We start from the raw sequence: 20,859 nt of genomic DNA on the forward strand, positions 1-20,859 counted from the left end.
AAGGTACTTTCACTCCTTCCCTAACTGATTAGGAATGCTTTTGTTGTTCTTTTTCATAGGCTTGAATAATTTGTGCTACAACCGGATGACGCACAACGTCACTGGCTTCAAAATTTACAAAGGCAATTTTTTCAATGTCTTTTAACGTACGCTCGGCGTTAACTAAACCACTTGTTACACCACGTGGCAAGTCAATCTGACTAGTATCTCCATTAACAATCATTTTTGAACTAAACCCTAAACGAGTTAAAAACATTTTCATTTGGGCAACCGTGGTATTTTGTGCTTCATCTAGAATGACAAAAGCATCATCCAATGTACGACCACGCATATAAGCAAGCGGGGCAATTTCAATAACGCCGCGTTCCATTAAACGATTTGTATGATCCATACCAAAAATTTGATACAAGGCATCGTAAACTGGACGTAAATAAGGATCGACTTTTTCTTTTAAGTCACCTGGTAAAAAGCCCAAGCTTTCGCCAGCTTCCACCGCTGGACGAGTTAAAATAATTTTTTGTACTTCGCCTTTTTTTAAAGCTGCTACTGCCATCACCACGGCCAAAAAGGTTTTTCCTGTCCCCGCAGGTCCCACCCCGAAAATGACGTCATGAGTTTTAACTGCATCGATATATTTTTTTTGACCAACATTCTTAATTCGGATGGCCCGACCATGATGGTCCTTCATAATTTCTTCTTCATACATGGCAATAAACGCCTCTAAATTTCCAGCTTTGGCCATTTTTAAAGCAGAAACGACATCTGGCGTATGCACTTTGATGCCTCGTTGAATTAATGTTTGTAGCGCTCTTAACACGGAAGCGACTAACTCTACCTCTGATGATTCGCCAATTAACTGAATAACTTCGCCACGACTATTAATCGTTACGTGGGTATTCTCTTCTAAAAATTTGATATGTTTATCATGTGTTCCTAAAAGCATGTGTGCATCATCAGAATCAGTAAGTATTAATTCCAAAGATTTTGACTGATTATCTGTCAAAAAACGTCCATCTCCTTTATTATATAGTCCTTTACAATGATACCACATTCTTATCTGTTTAAAAAGAAGTCGTACCTGATTTGACTTTGAAAGTCAAAAAAGAGAAAACCGTAAAAAGCTACCGGTTTTCTCTTTGCATAAAAAAACTAGGACAGGATACTGTCCTAGTTTCGATAACGCTCTTAGTTTTCTTGTAATAATTCTTTCACAATTGCGTTAACTTGGTTGCCATCGGCTTTGCCTTTGACTTTCGGCATCATAGCGCCCATCACTTTACCAAAATCTTTTGGTGAAGTGGCGCCAGTTTGCGTCATTACCTCTTGAACTAGTTGACGAATTTCTTCCTCCGTTAGTTGTTGAGGCATATATTTTTCAACAATTGCTATTTCAACTTTTACTTTTTCAACAAGATCGTCGCGTCCCGCCTTTTCAAACTCTGATAAAGAATCTTTTCTCTGTTTCATCTCACGAGACAATACAGTGAGTTCTTCTTCTCCGTTCAATTCACGGCCCGCTTTAATCTGATCATTTTGAATGGCAGTCTTTAACATACGAAGTACGGCTAAAGTTTCTTTGTCTTTAGCTTTCATCGCTGTTTTAATGTCGTCATTCAATGTGGTTAGCAATGACATACCACCAACTCCAATTCATTCAAAACTAGAATTTTTTACGTTTTCTAGCTGCTTCAGATTTTTTCTTACGCTTTACACTTGGTTTTTCGTAGAATTCACGTTTACGTGATTCTTGTAAAGTACCCGCTTTTGAAACGGAACGTTTGAAGCGACGAAGAGCATCATCAAGAGATTCGTTTTTACGAACGACTGTTTTTGACATGTTATTCCCTCCCTCCGAGCTTAAAAAGTAACCGTTTTTCTTATTTGTGGGAAAAACCCACAAATTAAAATACTGTCCTTGTTATATTATAGCTAAAGCATAAATAACCGTCAACCACTCTACTGATAAAATACGAAATTTTTGTTTGATTTTTCGTCTTATTCGCTATTTTTCGCAACAATCGGCACAACGACCAAGGATTTCAAAGCGATGTCCTTCAATTGAACAACCTTTTAACTGTTCTTCAAAAAAATTCATCGGACACATGTGAATTTCTTCCGTTTTGCCACAAACCGTACAAATAAAGTGATGATGATGTTCCACCTCTTGGCAACAACGGAAGCGAAACTTTTGCTCGCCATTTAATTCTGTTTTTTCCAGTAATTCTAAGCGCTCAAAGTCATGCAAGTTACGATAAACCGTATCATAACTGACTCCTTTAAAGGTTTCATTCATAAATTCATACACTTCACGTGCAGAAACATACCGATTTCGCTTAATCAAATAGCTCATCAGTAATTCTCGTTTTTTAGTATATTTTAATCCACTGGCTTTCATGGTTTCTAAGGCTTGTTCAATATTGGTTTTTACTGGTGCCATCGCCATTTCCTCCCTCACCAACCTAAATCAGAATCATTACGAAATAGATTCTGGACTTATGGTATAATAAAATTATTAAAAATGCAAGAAAGGACTTACCCTCTATGACTATTTCTGAAGAAAAAAAATGTGTGACGATTTTTGTCATCTCAGATTCTGCTGGCGAGACCGCTTCAAAATTGGCGGCTGCTTCAATGGCCCAGTACCCCACTGTTGATTTTACTTTGATTAGACGAACATTCGTTAAAGACGAAGATAAACTGGTGCAAGCGTTAGAAGATGCCAAAAAAGCAGAGGCCATGGTACTGCATACTATCATTAATGATCATCTCGTGGCGATTGCTAATCAATTTTTCAATGAGCATCAATTGTTCCATTTTGACATTTTGACACCACCTGTTGCGGAAATCGAACGATTAACAGGTGTCGCACCTATGCGGGAACCAGGTGCCTTACATCATCTGAATGAAAATTATTTTAAACGAATTGAAGCAATGGAATTTGCTGTCAAATATGACGATGGCAAGGACCCACGAGGCTTTTTAGAAGCGGATGTGTTACTTCTTGGTGTTTCCCGAACTTCTAAAACACCGCTAAGTCTCTTTTTAGCCAACAAGAACTTAAAAGTTGCTAATTTGCCACTAATTCCTGAAGCACATTTACCGAAACAATTATTCGAAATGGACCCTAAAAAAATTGTTGGCTTAACCAACGATCCCAATGTTTTAAACGGGATTCGTAAAGAACGAATGCGCGCATATGGATTGCCTGAAAATACTTCTTATTCAGATATTGAAAAAATTCGGCGAGAACTGGCTTTTGCTAATGATCTTTATCAAAAATTAGGTTGTATCGTTATTGATGTCGCTTCTCTTTCAATTGAAGAAACTGCCTCAATGATTCTTAATGCTTTGAACTTAGAAGATCATAGTTATTATTCCACGGAAACATCCGAGGATTAAAAAAAACGAGAAAAAATCACTAGTGATTTTTTCTCGTTTTTTTAAAAGACTTGAACGCCTTCTTGATCAATATTGAAAATTTGGATGCTCGCTTTGGTAGATAATTTCTCCAAACTTTGAACAATTTCGTTGGTTCGTTCTTCTGGCGACAAGATTAGCACAGTTGGACCAGCACCGCTTAAGAAAGAGCCATAAGCACCTTTTTGCTGAGTTAAACGACGAATTTCTTTTAAGTGAGGAACCAATGAACGACGATACGTTTCATGCCATTTATCTTGTTCCATCATTTTGCCTGCTAAAGGTAAATCTCCGTTTAAAATTGCGGCAATCATAACATTGGCAATTGAGCTGGCCGCGACCGCTTCTTTATAAGTCAATTTTTCGGGCAAAACAGCGCGACTTTTTTCGGTAAATAATGGTTCCTCTGGAATAAATGCAATGACATCACACATTGGAAAGTGATGTTTGACATGGTAGACTTGGTTTTCTACATGGCTAGCCACCACGAAATCTCCTAAAATAGCTGGGGCCACATTATCAGGATGTCCTTCCATCTCTGTGGCCAAACGAACTTTTTCTTTAGGGGACAAATTTAAATGTGCTAGTCGGTTAGCTAATTCAATGCCTGCTACAATCACACTTGAGCTACTGCCTAGTCCTCTTGCAAGGGGAATGTCAGAAACCATCCGAATAACTTTTGGTGTTAATTCTGGTGCAATTTTCAATGCCGTTTGAATTAATAAATTCTCTTCATTAGTAGGAATCTCTTCTCCCATAGTATGTTGAATTTCCCAAAATTCACTTTCACCTAAAACGTTGATTGTTAAATAAGCGGATAATGCAATGCCACATGAATCAAAGCCAGGTCCTAAGTTGGCACTAGTGGCAGGTACTCTTATTTTCATAGTGTTGCGACTCCTTTTCGTAAGTGCAGACGCATTTCTTCCACGTCACTCATTTTTGAAATAGCTACTTCTGTCTCCATTGCTGTATCAGGATCTTTCAGTCCGTTACCAGTAAAGACTGCCACGACGGTTTCACCTGCTTTGATTTTACCGCTTTTAACATGTTGAATAACTCCAGCTAATGAAGCAGCCGAACCAGGTTCAATGAAAACCCCATCTTGAGCAGCAATTTTTCGGTAAGCCGTTAAAATTTCTTGATCTGTCACGGCATCAATGAAACCACCGGATTCATCCCGTGCCTGTTCTGCTAGTTGCCAACTAGCAGGATTTCCAATCCGGATCGCTGTTGCCACGGTTTCAGGTTGCTCAATCACTTGGCCTTTCACGATCGCTGCGGCACCTTCTGCTTCAAAACCATGCATTCTTGGTAAAGTTGTTCCTTGTTTTTCATGCCATTCTTTAAAGCCTTTCCAGTAAGCGGAAATATTGCCGGCATTTCCAACTGGAATCGCTAAGACATCGGGCGCTTGACCTAATTGTTCACAAACTTCAAAAGCTGCTGTCTTTTGCCCTTCTAAGCGATAAGGATTCACTGAATTAACTAGCGCAACTGCCTCAGTTTTCGCAATCTCTCGCACCGCTTTTAATGCTTCATCAAAGTTACCTGGAATCGAAATAATGTCTGCCCCATACATAATAGCTTGCGCCAATTTTCCCAGTGCGATTTTCCCTTCTGGAATCACTACATACGCTTTAATACCTGCTCTTGTGGCATACGCAGCAGCGGCGGCACTAGTATTTCCTGTAGAAGCACAAACAATCGCTTTGGCACCTTCTTCTACCGCTTTTGCTACAGCCATCACCATCCCGCGATCTTTGAATGAGCCAGTGGGATTTAAGCCTTCGTATTTTCCATATAATTGAATACCTAATTCTTTGGATAAATTAGGTAAAGGAATCAGTGGCGTATTTCCTTCGGCTAAAGAAATCATTGGTGTTTTTTCTGTTACGGGCAAATACGCTTGATACTGTTTTAACAAACCTTCATACATGTTTACTCATCTCCTATAACCTTCATTACATTCAATAACTGAAAGGCTTCCGTATTTTGAATAGCTGTCACAACTTGTTGCATTTGTGCTTTTGATATCTGGTGTGTAATGGCAACAATTCTTGCTCGCTGTCCATCTGATTTCTGTTGAACTAATTGATCAAAGCTGACTTCTGCTTTAGTCATTAATTGCGTCAACTGCAAAAATTGTCCTGGTGTATCTGGAACATCTAATGAAAAATAGTACTGCCCAAATACATTTTCGGAACTCGTCAATTGGGTTTTATGTTGATACGAATTGAACATATGGCCAGTCGTTGCCAAGCGAATGTTTTTAGCAATCGTAATTAAATCACTGACCACACTGGTTGCTGTCGGTTTAGCGCCAGCTCCTGGACCGTAATACATTGATTCCCCCACGCCTGCACTTTTTATAAATACTGCATTGTACTCATTCCGAACAGATGCAATAGGGTGCTTTTGATTGACTAGCATAGGCGCCACTTCCACCGAGATACTATTCTCATTTTGTTCAGCAGAGCCAATCAATTTGATTTCATACCCCAGTTGTTTAGCCATAGCGACATCATCTAAAGACAATCCGCGAATTCCACGAATATCAACTTGTGGTAATGAAACATTCATCCCAAAAGCAAATTGACTTAAAATAACCATTTTATAGGCTGCATCGATTCCATCGACATCATTTGTCGGATCCGCTTCAGCAAAGCCCAACGCTTGCGCTTCTGCTAAAGCTTCTTCATAACTTTTATCAGCAGAAACCATTTGCGTAAGCATATAATTCGTCGTACCGTTCACAATCCCTAAAACTTGTTGAATATTGTCTGCCGCTAAGCTATTAGCAATTGTTCTTAAAATAGGAATCCCGCCAGCAACACTTGCTTCGTAATATAAATCACAATGATGTTTTTGGGCTAACGCTACTAATTCACTCCCATGTTGCGCCAGTAAATCTTTATTGGCAGTCACAATATGTTTGCCCTTTTCTAAAGCTTTCATGATATACGTTTTGGCTGGTTCAATGGTTCCCATTAATTCCACAACGATTTGAATCTCTTTATCTTCTAAAATATCATCAATTGAAGTTGTTAAAGAAAGACCGTATTCTTCCGCTTGCGCTTGTTTCGTTTCAAGATTTCGGACAAATGCTTTTTCAATGACTACATTCATTCCTGTCACTTGTGAAATTTTCTCTTGATGTTCTTTCAAGAGAGTTAAAACGCCAGTGCCTACAGTCCCTAATCCTAGTAACCCGATCTTTAAGGTATCCTTCATTTTTACCTCCATCAACAGCGCTATTCTAGTTACGCTATTTTTTCCTACTTTTTATCGATGTTCAATATGCTCAAAGGTCTGATTTAAAATATCTATTACATGATGATCATCCAATGTATAAAAAATCGTTTTTCCTTCGCGACGTGCCTTGACAACCCGGCTATCTCTTAATAATTTTAGTTGATGAGAAACGGCGGACTGTTCCATTCCCAATTGTTCACTAATCGCCGTTACATTATGCTCGCCTTCTTTTAAAAGTAGCAAAATTCTTAAACGTGTTGGATCACTTAATACTTTATATAATTGACTTACTTGTTTGATTTCTTCCATTTGTTTCATTATAGTCGCCTCACTTTGCACTCATTATAACACAGAGTTTTTTAAAATAAGAACTGCGATTGTTCTTTCCTACGAAAAATATGGCACAAAGAAAGTTGGAAAAATGACAAACTTGTCGATTTTCCAACTTTCTTCATCTATTCGTGGTTGGCTTGCTGAACTGCATCCATCACGGCATAACGGAAGCCATTTTTTTCTAAAGCTACGACACCGCGAATCGTACTTCCTCCTGGAGAAGTCACTTCATCTTTCAATGCTCCTGGGTGTTTTTTCGTGTCTAAGGCTAAGGTCGCCGTTCCTTTTATCATTTGAGCGACAATTTCATAAGATAAGTCCCTTGGTAGCCCTTCTAAGACTGCTGCATCTCCCAATGCTTCCATAAAGATATCAACAAAAGCTGGACTGCAACCAGCCACAGTACCAAAAGTTTCCAGTTGTGCTTCACGAATTTCTTTGACTAACCCTAAAGTAGCAAGAAGTTCCATTACCAGGTCCTTCGTTTGGCCTTCAATTGTTGGTGCCAAGGCTACGCCAATCACGCCCTGATTCACGCTAACTGGTGTATTAGGAATGGCATGAACAACTTTGGCTTCTTTATTGCCAAGAGCCATTTGTGCTTCTTGTATGGTATGACCTGTTGCAACAGAAATCAATAGACTTTCGTTGGAAAAATGAGAGGCTAACTCCTGAAGGACAGGTAACACGACCTTTGCTCCTGTCGCAATAAAAATAACCTTACATTCTTGGAAAAGTGCATAATCTGTGACAAGTTGAAAGCCCCACTCTTTTTGAAGTGCTTCTGCTGTTCCACTTGAGCCGCCCTTCACATATAAATGTTCCTTCTTGACTGCCTCAGCTTTCAGTAATCCTTTAATCATAGCACCGCCCATACTGCCAGCACCGATAAAGCCAATTTTCATAGCATTCCCTCCTTAGTTAAATAAAGTGTTTGTGTCAAAAGCTAATTGACTTTTGACACAAACACTAACATTCGTACTTTTTTCCGTACAGCCTGTTTCGTTTATTTTATTTTGTTAATTCATTAACGACTGCTTCAAACGCAGCAATTTTTTCAGAAGCTTCTGAACTACTTGTTGCTTTTGTCGCTAGATAGAATTTAATTTTTGGTTCTGTTCCTGATGGTCGGATAGCAATCCAACTGCCATCTTCTAAATGATATTTCAGCACATCAGAAGGAGGCGTTTGTAATTGTTCTGTTTGACCATCTGCAAAAGTGCGTGTTAATTCTTTAAAATCTTCCGTTTGAGCAACTTGAATCCCGGCAAACTCAGTTGGCGCTTGTTCACGACATTTTGCCATTAAAGCTTTGATTTTACCGCTGCCTTCAATTCCGCTCATTGTTACGGAAATAGTTTTTTCTTCAAAGTAACCAAATTCTTCAAAGATATCTTGTAAGCCATCGTATAATGTTTTTCCTTGTTTTTTATAGAAAGCCGCTACTTCTGCTAATAAAACTAACGCTTGAATTGCATCTTTATCACGAACAAAAGGTTTCACTAAATAACCATAACTTTCTTCAAAACCAAACATAAACGTTTGACTGTGGTCTTCTTCGTATTGTTGAATTTTTTCAGCAATAAATTTGAAACCTGTTAAAACATTAAACATCTTCGTATTATATTTCTCAGCAATCGCTGTAGCAAGTTCACTAGAAACGATTGATTTTAGAACCGCAGCATTTTGAGGCAACGTGCCTGCTTGTTGATGGGCTTCTAAAATATAATGAATCATAATTGAACCTAATTGATTTCCTGTTAATACTTGGTAGTCTCCGTTTGGCATCCGCACAGCGGCACCTAAACGATCAGCATCTGGATCTGTTGCAATCAATAAATCAGCGCCTTCTTTTTCCCCTAAACGAATCGCGTATTCAAAAGCTGAATGTTCTTCAGGGTTTGGTGACTTAACTGTAGTAAAGTCAGGATCAGCAACGGCTTGCTCAGGTACTAAAACAAATTTTTCAAAACCGGCTTGTTTTAATGCCTTTTCTCCTAACATTTTCCCAGTTCCATGTAAGGGAGTGTAAACTAATTTTAATTCTTTACCCATTTCGTTAATTAATTCTTGATTAATCGTAACTGTTTTAATTTCTTTCAAATACGCATTATCGACTTCTTCACCAACAATGTTAATTAAACCGCTGTGGGCAACTTCTTCATCTGATAAGACATCAATTTTCAAAGGATTTTCGATACTACGAACATATTTAGTTAATGCATCTGCATCAGCTGGCGGCATTTGACCACCGTCTTCACCGTAGACTTTGTAACCATTATAGGCAGCTGGATTGTGAGAAGCCGTAATCATGATTCCCGCAAAAGCTTTAAAGTAACGGACCGCAAAAGATAATTCTGGTGTTGGTCGTAAGCTTTCAAACACAAAAGAAGGAATATCATGTTTAGCTAATGTTTTAGCTGCTTCCATTGCAAATTCTGGAGACATATGACGTGAATCATAGGCAATAGCTACACCGCGACGTTTTGTTTCAGGATCTTGCGTATCCATAAAACGTGCAAGTCCTTCTGTTGCTTGACGAACCGTAAAGATATTCATCCGATTAATACCGGCGCCTAAAATCCCGCGCATCCCGGCAGTCCCAAATTCTAATGGTGCGTAAAATGCATCTTCACATTTTTCAGGGTCTGTATTTAAGTCCTTTAATTCATTTTTTAAATTTTCTGGAATATTTTCTTCATTTAACCATTGTTGGTAAACTTGTTCCCAAGACATGGAAAACACCTCATTTGTTTTTTTGTTTTTACTTTTTAAGTATAGCATTGGATATTCGTTTAGAAAAGGGAAGTTGTAGCGTTTTCTCTCAGCAAATGATTTTTATAAGAAAAATCTTACTTAGTGTTCTATTTTTGTTTGTCTATTTTCAGAAAGTTGTCGTGTAATCCGTCCCATTCGCTCACAAAAAAGAGGAATTTCTTCTGGTGAAATTCGGGAACAGTTCAAACGAATACTTCCACGTTTTTCACTAAAAGCTACACTTGGTGCTACCAAAACACCTTCTCGTAAAAACACCTGCCACTCTTCTGGCTTAAGTGCCCCTTGACGCCAATGTGCCCATAAATAAAAGCCGCCTTTTACTGGCGAAACTTCCCATTCTGGCAACGATTTAAATACTTGATACACATCTGTTGCTCGTTGTTCCACTTGTTTATTTAATAACGTAATTTTTTCAGAAAAAGAAGGATCTTCAATCGCCATTTTAGCGAGCATCTGCGGAAAAATACTCAACGAAACATCCATCATTTTTCTGGCTTCTGCAATTTGTTTCGTCACGGAGGCGGGCGCACTTAACCAACCAATTTTCGTGGTCGAACCTAAAATTTTTGACAACGAACCGATATACAAGACATTGTCTGGATCTAATTTTTTTAAAGGAGGAATTTCTGTTTTCGGGATAAAACTTAGCTGCCCAAAAACATCATCTTCTAAAATAGGAACTTGATACGTTTGACAAACTTTCACGAGCTGTTCTCTTTTTCTTAAAGGCATCACTGTCCCAGTGGGATTTTGAAAGGAAGGATTAACCATAACCATTTTGATGCGATGTTGTCGGATTGTTTGTTCTAGCGCTTCAAGATCAATCCCTTCCTCTGTCATGGGCACACCAAATAAGCGCACACCAGCAGCTTGGAAAATTGGTAAGGCATAGAAGAAAGATGGATCTTCTACGGCAACACTATCTCCTTGTCTCAATAAAACTTGCAAAACTAAAAAAAGTGCTTGTTGCGCACCTGAAGTAAGCAATAAACTTTCACTTGGTAAATGAAGCTGATATTCCGTTGCTGTAATGGCTTGGATTTCTTTTCTTAACGGAAAATAACCTAATTCATCTTGTGCTTCCTCTTTTAAAAATTGTTTCCAATTTAATGCTGGAAAATCGAAACTGGGAATTAAGTCTAACGGCAACTCGCCTGTATACATATCTAAGTCAGTCGGCAAATTTTGTTTAGCTCGTAACTCAATCTCTGCCACCAAGGGATGAACTTGTTTGAACACATTTTGTTCTAAATAACGATGCCAATCCGTTCGTGGCGTCATCATTACCCCCCATTTTCCTTCGTTGACAATCGTTCCACTCCCTCTTTTTCGCACAATCCAGCCTAAGTCCACCAGTTCGTCTAATGCATGAACAACGGTTGAACGATTGACAGACAAGTACTCTGCCAGTTTACGTTCCGAAGGGATTTTTTCGCCTGGTAATAATTCGCCTGTTTGAATCTTTTGAACAATCATTTCCATAATACTGCGATAAATGGGAACATTTTGTTCTTTTTTAAGTTGCCACATAGCAATCACCTCAACAATTGGATGAGTTAAAAGTAATCCAGTTCAATGCTTTTGTCAATCAAAAATACAAGAAAAGTGGGACAGCCGTTTTGACGAATGTCCCACTTTTCTGTTTTACTATTAACAGGTTTGTCTCAATGTTTGTGTAAAAATGCTTGGATGGTGTTATAAAAGATTCCTGCGAACATAAAGATTAACCAACTAAACCGCCAATCCCCTAAAACAAAACTAATAAATAGATAGAGTGCAACAACTAAGGGCCAATAAACGGATGCAATAATTGCACCGACAGGATTTCCCACAGGTCCTTCCTCTGTTTTTGTTTGCTGAGGGGCAAAATCAGGATGACCAACATGTTCTGAATAAAAATAAGTTTCATTCAACAATTTATTAAAACTTCCTTTAATTACTCCACCAAATATAAACAAGAAGACGCCAACCGATACTAAAAAGAAGAGCCAACTAATCCCCATTGTTCCATTATAATATTGTCCGCCCATCATTTGATGCATGGAACGGCGCATCATCAGATGAAGGCCACTACTAAAGACAACAACTGGGATTAAACCCAAAATACAAAAAACGACGCCCGCTGCCATACAAAAAATAAATGATCGTTGAAAACTTTGTTCTCTTTGTGCAACTTCTTTTTTTAACTTAATCGGAATCAATCGTTGCCCCAGCTGTTTGTCCATTGCAACAAACCGATTACCAGCAACAATAAATAATGGAACGCCAATTGCCACACCTATGAAAAGACAAACTAAACCGAGACCGTTAGAAAGAACACCACGCATACCAACCAGCAAGCCAACACCCACCATGATTGCAACAACACCAAGACCAATTTGAATAGCACCTTTACGTTGGACAGCTAAATAGTCAAGTCCTTCCTCCACTGAAATTTCTGGCAAACCGTTCATTGAATCGTTTGTTTCATCCACTTGTTTATTTTCTAAATTCAATTCTTCCATTAATTCATCAATAGTACCAAATTCAGAAATAATTGTACCAATTGCTTCATTTTCCGATTTTCCTTGGCTGAGCAAATCTTCATAACGATCCTCAGCATTTGCTAATAAGTCCGCCTTTAATTGTTTTGTTTCAGATGTTTCAACAACGCCTGAAAATAAGCTATCAATAAATTCTTCTATAATTTTCATTTTCCCATCTCCTTTACAAATGCTTCGACGACGTCTTTTGTTACTTCCCATTCTAGTAACTTTTCCTCTAAATAACGCTCTCCTGCATGGGTTATTTGATAATAGGTCCGCTTTTTGCCATGCGTTACTTCTCCTGGAAATGATTCAATGTAGCCATTTTTCTCTAAACGTGTAAAAGCAGAATAAAGTGTCGTTTCTTTAATCGAATATTGTTCTTTAGAAATTTCACGAATGCGTTTAGAAATCGCATAACCATATGAAGCGCCGGATTGTAAGATTGAGAGAATAAAGGTATCGTTGTATCCTCGAATTGCATCACTACCAATCACATAAATTCCTCCCTCAAGTACTTCAACTATCGTACTACGTCTGTCGTTGTAATTATCTTAACACGATTACTACGATAGGTAAAGTAAAAAAAGCACGTAATGCAGAAATCATTTTAATTTCTGCACTACGTGCTGTCTTCTTTTCAGTCTATAGTTGAATGTTAAATGGTATCACCATTAAAAATAGAATTTTTTACAATCACATAATCAACTTTACGAATCGCTTCTAAATCGCGACCTCCCGCGTATGAAATGGAAGATTGTAAATCTTGTTGCATTTCGACTAAAGTATCTGCCAACTTCCCTTTATGGCGTAACCAGATTTTTTTGCCTTCAACGTTTTTCTTTTCGCCTTTTTGGAATTCAGAGGCGCTACCAAAGTATTCTTTGTAAACAACGCCATCTTCCACTTTTGTTTCACCTGGTGATTCTTCATGTCCAGCAAATAATGAACCAATCATGACCATAGTTGCCCCAAAACGCACAGATTTTGCAATGTCTCCATGGGTCCGAATCCCACCATCTGCAATAATTGGTTTCCGAGCAGCTTTGGCACACCAACGTAAAGCCGCTAACTGCCAGCCACCTGTCCCAAAGCCAGTCTTAATTTTAGTAATACATACTTTTCCTGGTCCAATCCCCACTTTGGTGGCATCGGCTCCAGCGTTTTCTAATTCGCGAACGGCTTCTGGCGTTCCAACATTGCCCGCAATAACGAACGTTTCTGGTAAAAATTTTTTCAAGTGTTGAATCATATTAATCACCGCATTTGAATGACCATGGGCGATATCAATTGTCACGTAGTCAGGAACTAAACCTTCTCGGGCTAACGTTTCAACAAAAGCGTATTCCCCTTCTTTCACACCCACACTAATTGACGTGATTAAGCCCTTTTGTTGCATTTTTTTAATAAATGGCACTCGCGCCTCTTCATCAAACCGATGCATGATATAAAAATAACCATTTTTAGCAAGGGTTTCCGCAATCGTTTCATCAATAATTGTTTGCATGTTCGCTGGAACGACAGGCATTTTAAACGAATGTTTTCCTAAAGTTACTGTAGTATCACATTCAGAACGACTATTCACGATACATTTATTGGGAATTAATTGGACATCTTCATAATCAAAAACTTTCATACTTACTGCCTCCTAGTTATTTACAAAAATAACGTAAAAACCGAACATTCGGTCATTTAACGTTCGTGTTTACAAACACCATTGTTAATTTACACTATTTACCGCCACTTGTCAAAGGCGTTTTAACGAAAATTAATCTTTTTATCCTTCTTGAACGTTTGGTAAAATGGCCTGCAATAAAATAGCAACAATTGAGGCAGTTGCCACGGGTGAACTAAATAAATATTGTAAAAATTGTGGTAGAGTTTCCAAAAACTCTTTTGGTAACAATGTCAACGCTAACGTCATAATAATCGGAACGGCAATTACATACATCTCTTTTTCATGAATTGTTACATCACTCATGACTTTCATTCCACTTACAGAAATGATGCCGCAAACAACCACAAAAACGCCGCCGATAACTGGTGCCGGAATGGCCGAAATCAAGGTGGAAAGTTTTCCAGATAAGCCAAATAAGACAAACCACGCACCTGCAGCCACAAAAACCTTGCGACTAGCAACTCCAGTGATTGAAATAATCCCAGCATTTGTAGAGTAACTAGTTACTGGCGTGCCGCCAATGAATGAAGAAACTAAGCAACCTAAGCCTTCACCAATTACGCCGCGATTAATTTTTTCTTCGGTCAAAGGTTCAGCAACAACATGACTCACAGCAAACCAAGTGCCTGTTGTTTCCGCCATTAAAACCAGATAAATAACTAACATCGTGGCAATGGCTGACCAATCAAATTGGAAAGAAAAGTTAACTAATGGTAACTGAGGCAAACTAAACCAAGCCGCTTCACTAACGGCCGATAAATCAAGTACCCCTAACAATTGTGCCGCGATGCTCCCAAATAATAATGCCAAAATGACAGAAGAAACGCGGAAAATCCGCCCTTTTTTCAAAGCAGAACCTAAGAGTGCAAAGAAAATCAACGTACCTGCTGCTATAAATGCTAATAAAATATTTTGTCCTAATTCCCCTTTTGCGTGGTAAATATTATCCGATAAAGCGACTGGCATTAACGAAAGCCCCACCACAAAAATAATTGTTCCTCCCACAATTGGTGGAACAAATTTAGTAATTAAACGATTAAAAATACCAGTAAATCCTAATATAATAACAACAATTGCCCCCACTAAACTAGCACCTAAAACTGCGCCCCAGCCATTTCCTTGTTGGTTATTGGCAAAATAAATTCCTGCAATTGCCCCGATTGGAATAAATGAAGGGCCTTGCGCAACTGGTAATCTCATACAAAAATGAGATTGAATAATCGTGGCAAGTCCTGCTGCTATGAATGTCGCTTGGATTAAAGAAGACGTTTGTGCTGTGCTAATCCCAATAATTGAAGCAATGATCACAGGTACGACGTACACGTCCATTGCTAAGACATGCTGAATCCCTAACATAGTGGCCTGCCCAAAAGATACTGAATCTTCTGGTCCCACTGTTAAATGAAGATTATTTTGTTTCTTTTCACTCATTTTTTATACTCCTTTAGTTGCTGACATTAAATTTTTATCATGTACTTTTTCACCTTGTACCCAGACTTCTCGAATATTTTCTGGTCGTGCTAAATATAAGATTTTTTGGAAAATATCAAGCAATGATTCCCCTGGATTTTTAGGGAGTCGTGCTTGTGACAAGCTTGTATTAATAATTTGAACATCCCAAGCATACCCTTTTTCTAATTTTCCAATTGGCAAACTTAGCGCTTGACCACCACCAGCAGTAGCTAAATAAAACGCTTCATTTACGGTAATCCGTGCTGTTTTAACACCTCGTACTTCTGGTTTTTTTGTAGCATCGACACCATCTTCTAACATTCTAGAAGAAATAACTGCTTGCTTTAAATTATCAAAAAGACTTGGTGAAAAACCACCTGAAAGATCACTACCTAAACCAACTTCTACTTGATGTTGATGTACTAATTTTGCAATCGGTGTTACTGCATTGCCAAAATAAGCATTAGAGATTGGGCAGTGTGCCACAGCCGTCCCTGTTTCATGGAATAAATTCATATCTGCTTCTTCTAAAAAGCCTGCATGTGCCATCACTGCTTTTTCTGTTAATAAACCAAAATCATCCAATGCTTGGGCATCATTTTTTCCAAAACGTTCTTGAACAAATTGATGTTCCCAATCACTCTCACTACAATGACTTTGAACATGGACTTGATATTTCGCTGCTAATTCTCCTAATCCTTTAAGTGCTTCCTCTGTACAACTAGGAATGAAACGCGGAGTTACAACGGGATATACGCCTTGTTTTGTTTGCTGCGCTAATGTTTGAATTTCTTGAATAAACCGTTCCGTTTCTTCTAATGCTTGTTGCGTTGTTTGATCACGATAGTACTCAGGATTCTCATTAAGATCATCCATTACAACTTTACCAATTAAGCCACGCTGCCCTTTTTCCGCACAAATCTCTGCCAAACGACGGCTAGCTTCATAATGAATGGTTGCAAAATAAAGGGCTGTTGTTGTCCCATTAGCTAACAATTGGGTTACCAATTCATCATAGACTTGTTGGGCAAATGCTAAATCTGCAAACTTGGACTCCAAAGGAAACGTGTACGTATTCAGCCATTCATACAATGGAATATCCAAGGCGGTCCCAGATTGTGCCCACTGAGGTGCATGGACATGTAAATCAACAAAGCCAGGTAAAAGATAAGAATCTTGGGGCAATTCTTGAAAACGTTGTGCCTCTTTTTGTTCTGCTAGCACAGTTTCATACGCTTCAGCATCTGGTTCAATTATTTCCTGAATTACTCCGGCCTCATCTATACAAAAAAGTGTCTCTTCATAAACTTTAATCTCTTGCAAATTTTTACTAGAAAAACCTGTTCCTTTTATTACAAAATGAAACATTTAATACTCCTCCTTACTATCACATGAAGATTATACATAAACTTTCGCTTAATAACTATAAAAATGTGATTTTTTTTAAAAAAATCCGTGTTCAAACAAGCAAAAACCGAACATTCTGAGAATGATTTATTTTTTCTTTGGATAAACAAGAAAACTTTCTATTCTTAAGATTCTTCGGTATACTTGAAGAGAATCGTTAGAACTTTAGGAGGTCCTGAGATGATACAGATCGAACAAATTAGAACAGGTGTTATTCAAGAAAACTGTTATCTTGTTTATAATGAAGAAGCATTATTAATTATTGATCCAGGTGCAGAAGGAGCAAAACTAATTCAAGAAATTACCCGTTTAGGGAAGAAACCAGCCGCTATTTTATTAACACATACTCACTATGATCATATTGGTGCGGTAGAAGAATTGCGCCATCATTATCAAATCCCTGTTTATGTTAGTCCATTAGAACAAGCGTGGCTTTCCAATCCTATTTTGAATCTTTCAGGATTAGGCAGACATGATGATATAGCAAATATTATTGTTCAACCCGCCGAACATGAATTTAAACTAACCGATTATGAAATTGGCGGCATGAAATTTTCCGTAGTCCCAACACCTGGTCATTCAATTGGTAGCGTCAGCTTTGTCTTTGATGATTTTGTCGTTGTTGGGGATGCATTGTTTAAAGGTAGTATTGGTCGTACCGATTTACACACTGGTGATATGCAACAATTATTACACAGCATTACGACCTATCTATTCACTTTACCAGAAGAATTTCCTGTTTATCCAGGCCATGGTGATGCCACAACCATTCAACATGAAAAAGCCACAAACCCATTTTTTAATTAGAGATTTATTCACTATTTAAAGAAACTTAGGAGGAGTAGCAATGACTGAAGCAACGACACTTTATATTATTCGTCACGGAAAAACGATGTTTAATACGATTGGCCGAACCCAAGGCTGGTCAGATACCCCCTTAACCAAACAAGGAGAAGAAGGCATTTATCATTTAGGCTTAGGCCTTAGAGACATAGACTTTAAGGAAGCTTATAGTAGTGATAGTGGTCGTGCCATGCAAACCGCTCAGATTATTTTACAAGAACATCAAAACCACCAAAAGATTCCTTACCTAACCGATAAACGGATTCGTGAGTGGTGTTTTGGTTCTTTAGATGGTGGCTATGATGGTGAACTTTGGGGTGTGGTGCCACGCATTTTAGCTTTTAAAAGTTATGAGGACATGATGACCACGAAAATTACCTATCGTGAGCTAGCAAATGCTATTATTGAAGCCGATACGGCTGACTGGGCGGAGCCTTATGAAGTTATTCGTGATCGTGTTTGGTCTGGTTTCGAAGATATCGCTCATCATCGAGAAAAAAATGGTGGCGGCAAAGTCATGGTGGTTTCCCATGGACTAACAATTTCCTTTTTACTTTCCTTAATTGATGCAAGTTTGCCTATGCAGATGGCGCTGGAGAATGGTAGCGTGACGACCTTAACTTACGAAAAAGGAACATTTACCATTCAAGGAATTAATGATATTTCTTATATTGAAAAGGGAAAAAAGATCGCTGAAAAGCGCCGTTTGTTGTAAAAAAAGAGAAGGTTATCTGTCAAAATGACAGATAACCTTCTCTTTTTATTTATTCTTTTAAACGTTCTACATTTTTTCTTGAGATTTGAATTTTTTCTAAGGTTTCCTTATAGTTTTTTGCTGCATAAGCAAAAAATAAAACATCGACTACATACAATTGTGCCACCAAGGAAACAGTAGCCGCACTTCTCAATGGCACGTCTTCCCCACTAGAGGTTTGAAGGACGATATCACTTTTTTCACCAATCACTGATTTTTCATCTTGTGTGATACTAATAATAGGAATCCCTTGCTGCTTCGCTAAATCAGCTAAAGTACTTGCTTCTTTATTCGTTCCAGAATTAGAAATAACAATAAAAACACTAGGCTTTTCTGTAGAGCCTAACATAGAAGCAAATAAATGATGATCCAATGTTGTAAATACCGTTCGGCCTAGTCGCGTAAATTTTTGATAAATATCTTGAGCAACCAACGAAGAGGCACCCAACCCATAGACAAAAATTACTTCTGTTTTTTCCAACAAATCAACGGCTTCATTAACTGCGACATCCTCTAATGTCTGACCGCTTCGCTCAACCACATGAACAAAGCGCGCCTGTAACTTTTGTTTAATGTCAGCTGTTGATTCCCCTTTAGTAACTTCAGTATACATTTGCTGCTTCATTTGGCCAAGATTTGCAGATAATAAAAGTTTCAACTCTGTGAAGCCATTCACATCCATAGAATGACAAAAGCGAATAATTGCCGCTGGGCTTGATCCTGCTTGTTTCGCTAGCTCTTGCGCATTCATTGAAATAACTGTTTCTGTATTTTTTAAAATATATTCTGCGATTTTCCGTTCTGATTTTGGTAATTGTTGTAGACGATCTTGGATAGATAAGACAATATTTTGTTGCATAAACACCCCTCCTGATACACCATTTCCTACGCAATTAAATTTTAACAAAGAAAAAGGGAGAAGCCAAGTTCTCCTTTTTTCTATTTATTATTTAGTTGTTTGCATATCTTTAGGAATCCCAAAGAATAACGTTGCTACAAAACCACCTGCGTAAGCAGCCAATAAACCTAATACATATGCAAGCCATTGGTTGTTGGCAATTAATGGAATTAAAGCCACCCCACTTGGTCCAATAGCAATCGCACCAACATTACCGAAGGCACCAATTACTGCACCACCAATACCACCGCCGATACAAGCAGTAATGAATGGACGTCCTAATGGTAAAGTAACTCCGTAGATTAATGGTTCACCAATACCTAAAATCCCAACTGGCAAGGCACCTTTAATCATTTCAACTAATTTTTTATCTGATTTACAACGAATCCATAATGCTAAAGCTGCACCGACTTGTCCCGCACCAGCCATGGCCAGAATTGGTAATAACAAAGTCATCCCTGTTTGATTAATCATTTCAATGTGGATTGGCGTCAAAATTTGATGTAAACCAAACATTACCATTGGCAAGAAGGTTAAACCAAGAGTAAAGCCAGCAACCATGCCACCTTTTTCTAAGACAACATTGATAATACCAACTAAGCCATTAGAAATAGCTCCGGCTACAGGCATGATTAAGAAAATAGTTGCTAAGCCAATCACTAAAAGTGAAATGGTTGGCGTTACGATAATATCAATTGATTCTGGGACAATTTTATGCAATTGTTTTTCTAACAATGATAATAACCATACGGCAAAAATAACACCGATAATTCCGCCTTGTCCTGCAGATAATGTTCCCCCAGTGAAAATATTACTGATTGGTGCATCTGGATTCATTCCTGTCAACATTGTTACTGCCCCAATAACACCACCCAACGCTGGCGTTGCACCAAAAACGCTGGCACTGTTAATCCCAGTGTAAAGAGCTAAATAAGCAAAAATCCCATTTTTAATAATATTTAAGACATCAATATATTGTTGCCATGAAGCTGAAATATCACCAGCAACAACTAAGTTAGACATAACAGCTGCAATCCCGCCAATAATACCAGCCCCAACAAAGGCAGGAATCATCGGAACAAAGATACTAGAAATGGCTTTTAACACTTTTTTAAATGGTGAAGTGTTATTTTGTTTCGCTTTTTGTTGTGCTTTCATTTGAGCGGCTTTTTCTTCTACTAAATCTTTTCCAGATTTGCCTACTGAAGCATCAGTTGCGGTGTCATGATTAAATGGTTCTCCCAATTTGACACCTGCTTGATCTACCATTTCTTGTGCAACCTTGTTAACAGTACCTGGACCAACAACTACTTGTAACGTATCATCTTCTACGACGCCCATAACGCCATCAATTTTTTTCAATCCTTCAATATCCACTTTGTCATAATCGCGGATATCCATACGAACACGAGTCATACAATGAATGACTTTGTCCACGTTTTCTTGACCACCAACTTCTTTATAAATCCCATCAGCAATGCGTTTAATTCTTTCTTCTGCCATGTTAAAACACCCTCCT

21 protein-coding genes are annotated in these 20,859 nt (G+C 38.3%); 3 read left to right on the top strand and 18 right to left on the bottom strand.

The features are described 5' to 3' along the window. Window positions 1–28: 28 nt before the first annotated feature. From IGL36_RS09485 to IGL36_RS09500, 4 genes are all read right to left on the bottom strand, one after another. Window positions 29–943: a PhoH family protein gene (locus tag IGL36_RS09485; protein WP_369810298.1), complete on the bottom strand. Its 915-nt coding sequence runs from the start codon at window positions 941–943 to the stop codon at window positions 29–31. A 242-nt stretch (window positions 944–1,185) separates the two neighbouring features. Then, window positions 1,186–1,635 (bottom strand): GatB/YqeY domain-containing protein, encoded by a 450-nt coding sequence (locus IGL36_RS09490; RefSeq protein ID WP_002356741.1) that lies wholly within the window; start codon window positions 1,633–1,635, stop codon window positions 1,186–1,188. Window positions 1,636–1,660: 25 nt separating this feature from the next. Beyond that, window positions 1,661–1,837 (bottom strand): 30S ribosomal protein S21, encoded by a 177-nt coding sequence (rpsU, locus tag IGL36_RS09495; protein WP_002356740.1) that lies wholly within the window; start codon window positions 1,835–1,837, stop codon window positions 1,661–1,663. A gap of 165 nt (window positions 1,838–2,002) precedes the next feature. Then, window positions 2,003–2,443, bottom strand: coding sequence for a Fur family transcriptional regulator (locus IGL36_RS09500; protein ID WP_002387080.1), 441 nt, complete (start codon window positions 2,441–2,443; stop codon window positions 2,003–2,005). A gap of 98 nt (window positions 2,444–2,541) precedes the next feature. Here IGL36_RS09500 and IGL36_RS09505 point away from each other — a divergent pair, with 98 nt between their 5' ends. Continuing rightward, the gene (locus tag IGL36_RS09505; RefSeq protein ID WP_002382760.1) at window positions 2,542–3,399 is read left to right on the top strand and encodes a pyruvate, water dikinase regulatory protein; all 858 of its coding nucleotides are present in this window, start codon (window positions 2,542–2,544) and stop codon (window positions 3,397–3,399) included. 41 nt (window positions 3,400–3,440) lie between these two features. Here IGL36_RS09505 and thrB read toward each other — a convergent pair whose 3' ends face one another. The 12 genes from thrB to guaD form a co-directional block, all read right to left on the bottom strand. Next, window positions 3,441–4,304, bottom strand: coding sequence for a homoserine kinase (thrB, locus tag IGL36_RS09510; protein ID WP_002384228.1), 864 nt, complete (start codon window positions 4,302–4,304; stop codon window positions 3,441–3,443). After that, window positions 4,301–5,356: a threonine synthase gene (gene thrC, locus IGL36_RS09515; protein WP_002356733.1), complete on the bottom strand. Its 1,056-nt coding sequence runs from the start codon at window positions 5,354–5,356 to the stop codon at window positions 4,301–4,303. The genes thrB and thrC overlap by 4 nt, the downstream gene beginning before the upstream one ends. 2 nt (window positions 5,357–5,358) lie before the next feature. After that, window positions 5,359–6,651: a homoserine dehydrogenase gene (locus tag IGL36_RS09520; protein ID WP_002356731.1), complete on the bottom strand. Its 1,293-nt coding sequence runs from the start codon at window positions 6,649–6,651 to the stop codon at window positions 5,359–5,361. A 51-nt stretch (window positions 6,652–6,702) separates the two neighbouring features. Further along, window positions 6,703–7,011 carry an ArsR/SmtB family transcription factor gene (locus IGL36_RS09525; RefSeq protein WP_002356730.1) on the bottom strand — a complete coding sequence of 103 codons (309 nt, stop codon included), beginning with the start codon at window positions 7,009–7,011 and terminating at the stop codon, window positions 6,703–6,705. 116 nt (window positions 7,012–7,127) lie between these two features. Beyond that, a complete protein-coding gene (gene proC, locus IGL36_RS09530; protein WP_002398031.1) occupies window positions 7,128–7,910 on the bottom strand; it encodes a pyrroline-5-carboxylate reductase in 783 nt (260 codons plus the stop codon). 106 nt (window positions 7,911–8,016) lie between these two features. Beyond that, entirely contained in the window at window positions 8,017–9,741 is a 1,725-nt protein-coding gene (locus tag IGL36_RS09535) for a phospho-sugar mutase (protein ID WP_002356727.1), read from the bottom strand. A 120-nt stretch (window positions 9,742–9,861) separates the two neighbouring features. Further along, the gene (locus IGL36_RS09540) at window positions 9,862–11,313 is read right to left on the bottom strand and encodes a PLP-dependent aminotransferase family protein (protein ID WP_002398030.1); all 1,452 of its coding nucleotides are present in this window, start codon (window positions 11,311–11,313) and stop codon (window positions 9,862–9,864) included. Between the two features lie 134 nt (window positions 11,314–11,447). Further along, window positions 11,448–12,476, bottom strand: a complete 1,029-nt coding sequence (locus IGL36_RS09545; RefSeq protein WP_002356724.1) for a permease prefix domain 1-containing protein — start codon at window positions 12,474–12,476, stop codon at window positions 11,448–11,450. Beyond that, window positions 12,473–12,805, bottom strand: coding sequence for a PadR family transcriptional regulator (locus IGL36_RS09550; RefSeq protein ID WP_002356722.1), 333 nt, complete (start codon window positions 12,803–12,805; stop codon window positions 12,473–12,475). Before IGL36_RS09550 ends, IGL36_RS09545 begins: the two co-directional genes overlap by 4 nt. A gap of 161 nt (window positions 12,806–12,966) precedes the next feature. Next, window positions 12,967–13,944 (bottom strand): GMP reductase, encoded by a 978-nt coding sequence (gene guaC, locus IGL36_RS09555; RefSeq protein WP_002398029.1) that lies wholly within the window; start codon window positions 13,942–13,944, stop codon window positions 12,967–12,969. A gap of 141 nt (window positions 13,945–14,085) precedes the next feature. Then, the gene (locus tag IGL36_RS09560) at window positions 14,086–15,417 is read right to left on the bottom strand and encodes a nucleobase:cation symporter-2 family protein (RefSeq protein WP_002359736.1); all 1,332 of its coding nucleotides are present in this window, start codon (window positions 15,415–15,417) and stop codon (window positions 14,086–14,088) included. A 3-nt stretch (window positions 15,418–15,420) separates the two neighbouring features. Further along, complete coding sequence (gene guaD, locus IGL36_RS09565; RefSeq protein WP_002398028.1) at window positions 15,421–16,806, bottom strand: guanine deaminase; 1,386 nt, start codon at window positions 16,804–16,806, stop codon at window positions 15,421–15,423. A gap of 219 nt (window positions 16,807–17,025) precedes the next feature. Here guaD and IGL36_RS09570 point away from each other — a divergent pair, with 219 nt between their 5' ends. Continuing rightward, window positions 17,026–17,652, top strand: a complete 627-nt coding sequence (locus IGL36_RS09570) for an MBL fold metallo-hydrolase (RefSeq protein ID WP_002356716.1) — start codon at window positions 17,026–17,028, stop codon at window positions 17,650–17,652. Window positions 17,653–17,692: 40 nt separating this feature from the next. Beyond that, window positions 17,693–18,403: a histidine phosphatase family protein gene (locus IGL36_RS09575; protein ID WP_002359733.1), complete on the top strand. Its 711-nt coding sequence runs from the start codon at window positions 17,693–17,695 to the stop codon at window positions 18,401–18,403. 49 nt (window positions 18,404–18,452) lie between these two features. Here IGL36_RS09575 and IGL36_RS09580 read toward each other — a convergent pair whose 3' ends face one another. Together IGL36_RS09580 and IGL36_RS09585 are read right to left on the bottom strand one after the other, a co-directional pair. Continuing rightward, entirely contained in the window at window positions 18,453–19,301 is an 849-nt protein-coding gene (locus IGL36_RS09580) for a MurR/RpiR family transcriptional regulator (RefSeq protein ID WP_002382748.1), read from the bottom strand. A gap of 87 nt (window positions 19,302–19,388) precedes the next feature. Then, window positions 19,389–20,843 (bottom strand): PTS transporter subunit EIIC, encoded by a 1,455-nt coding sequence (locus IGL36_RS09585; protein WP_002384222.1) that lies wholly within the window; start codon window positions 20,841–20,843, stop codon window positions 19,389–19,391. Window positions 20,844–20,859 lie beyond the last annotated feature (16 nt).

The organism is Enterococcus sp. AZ011 (genome assembly GCF_050548355.1).
GTDB lineage: Bacteria > Bacillota > Bacilli > Lactobacillales > Enterococcaceae > Enterococcus > Enterococcus faecalis.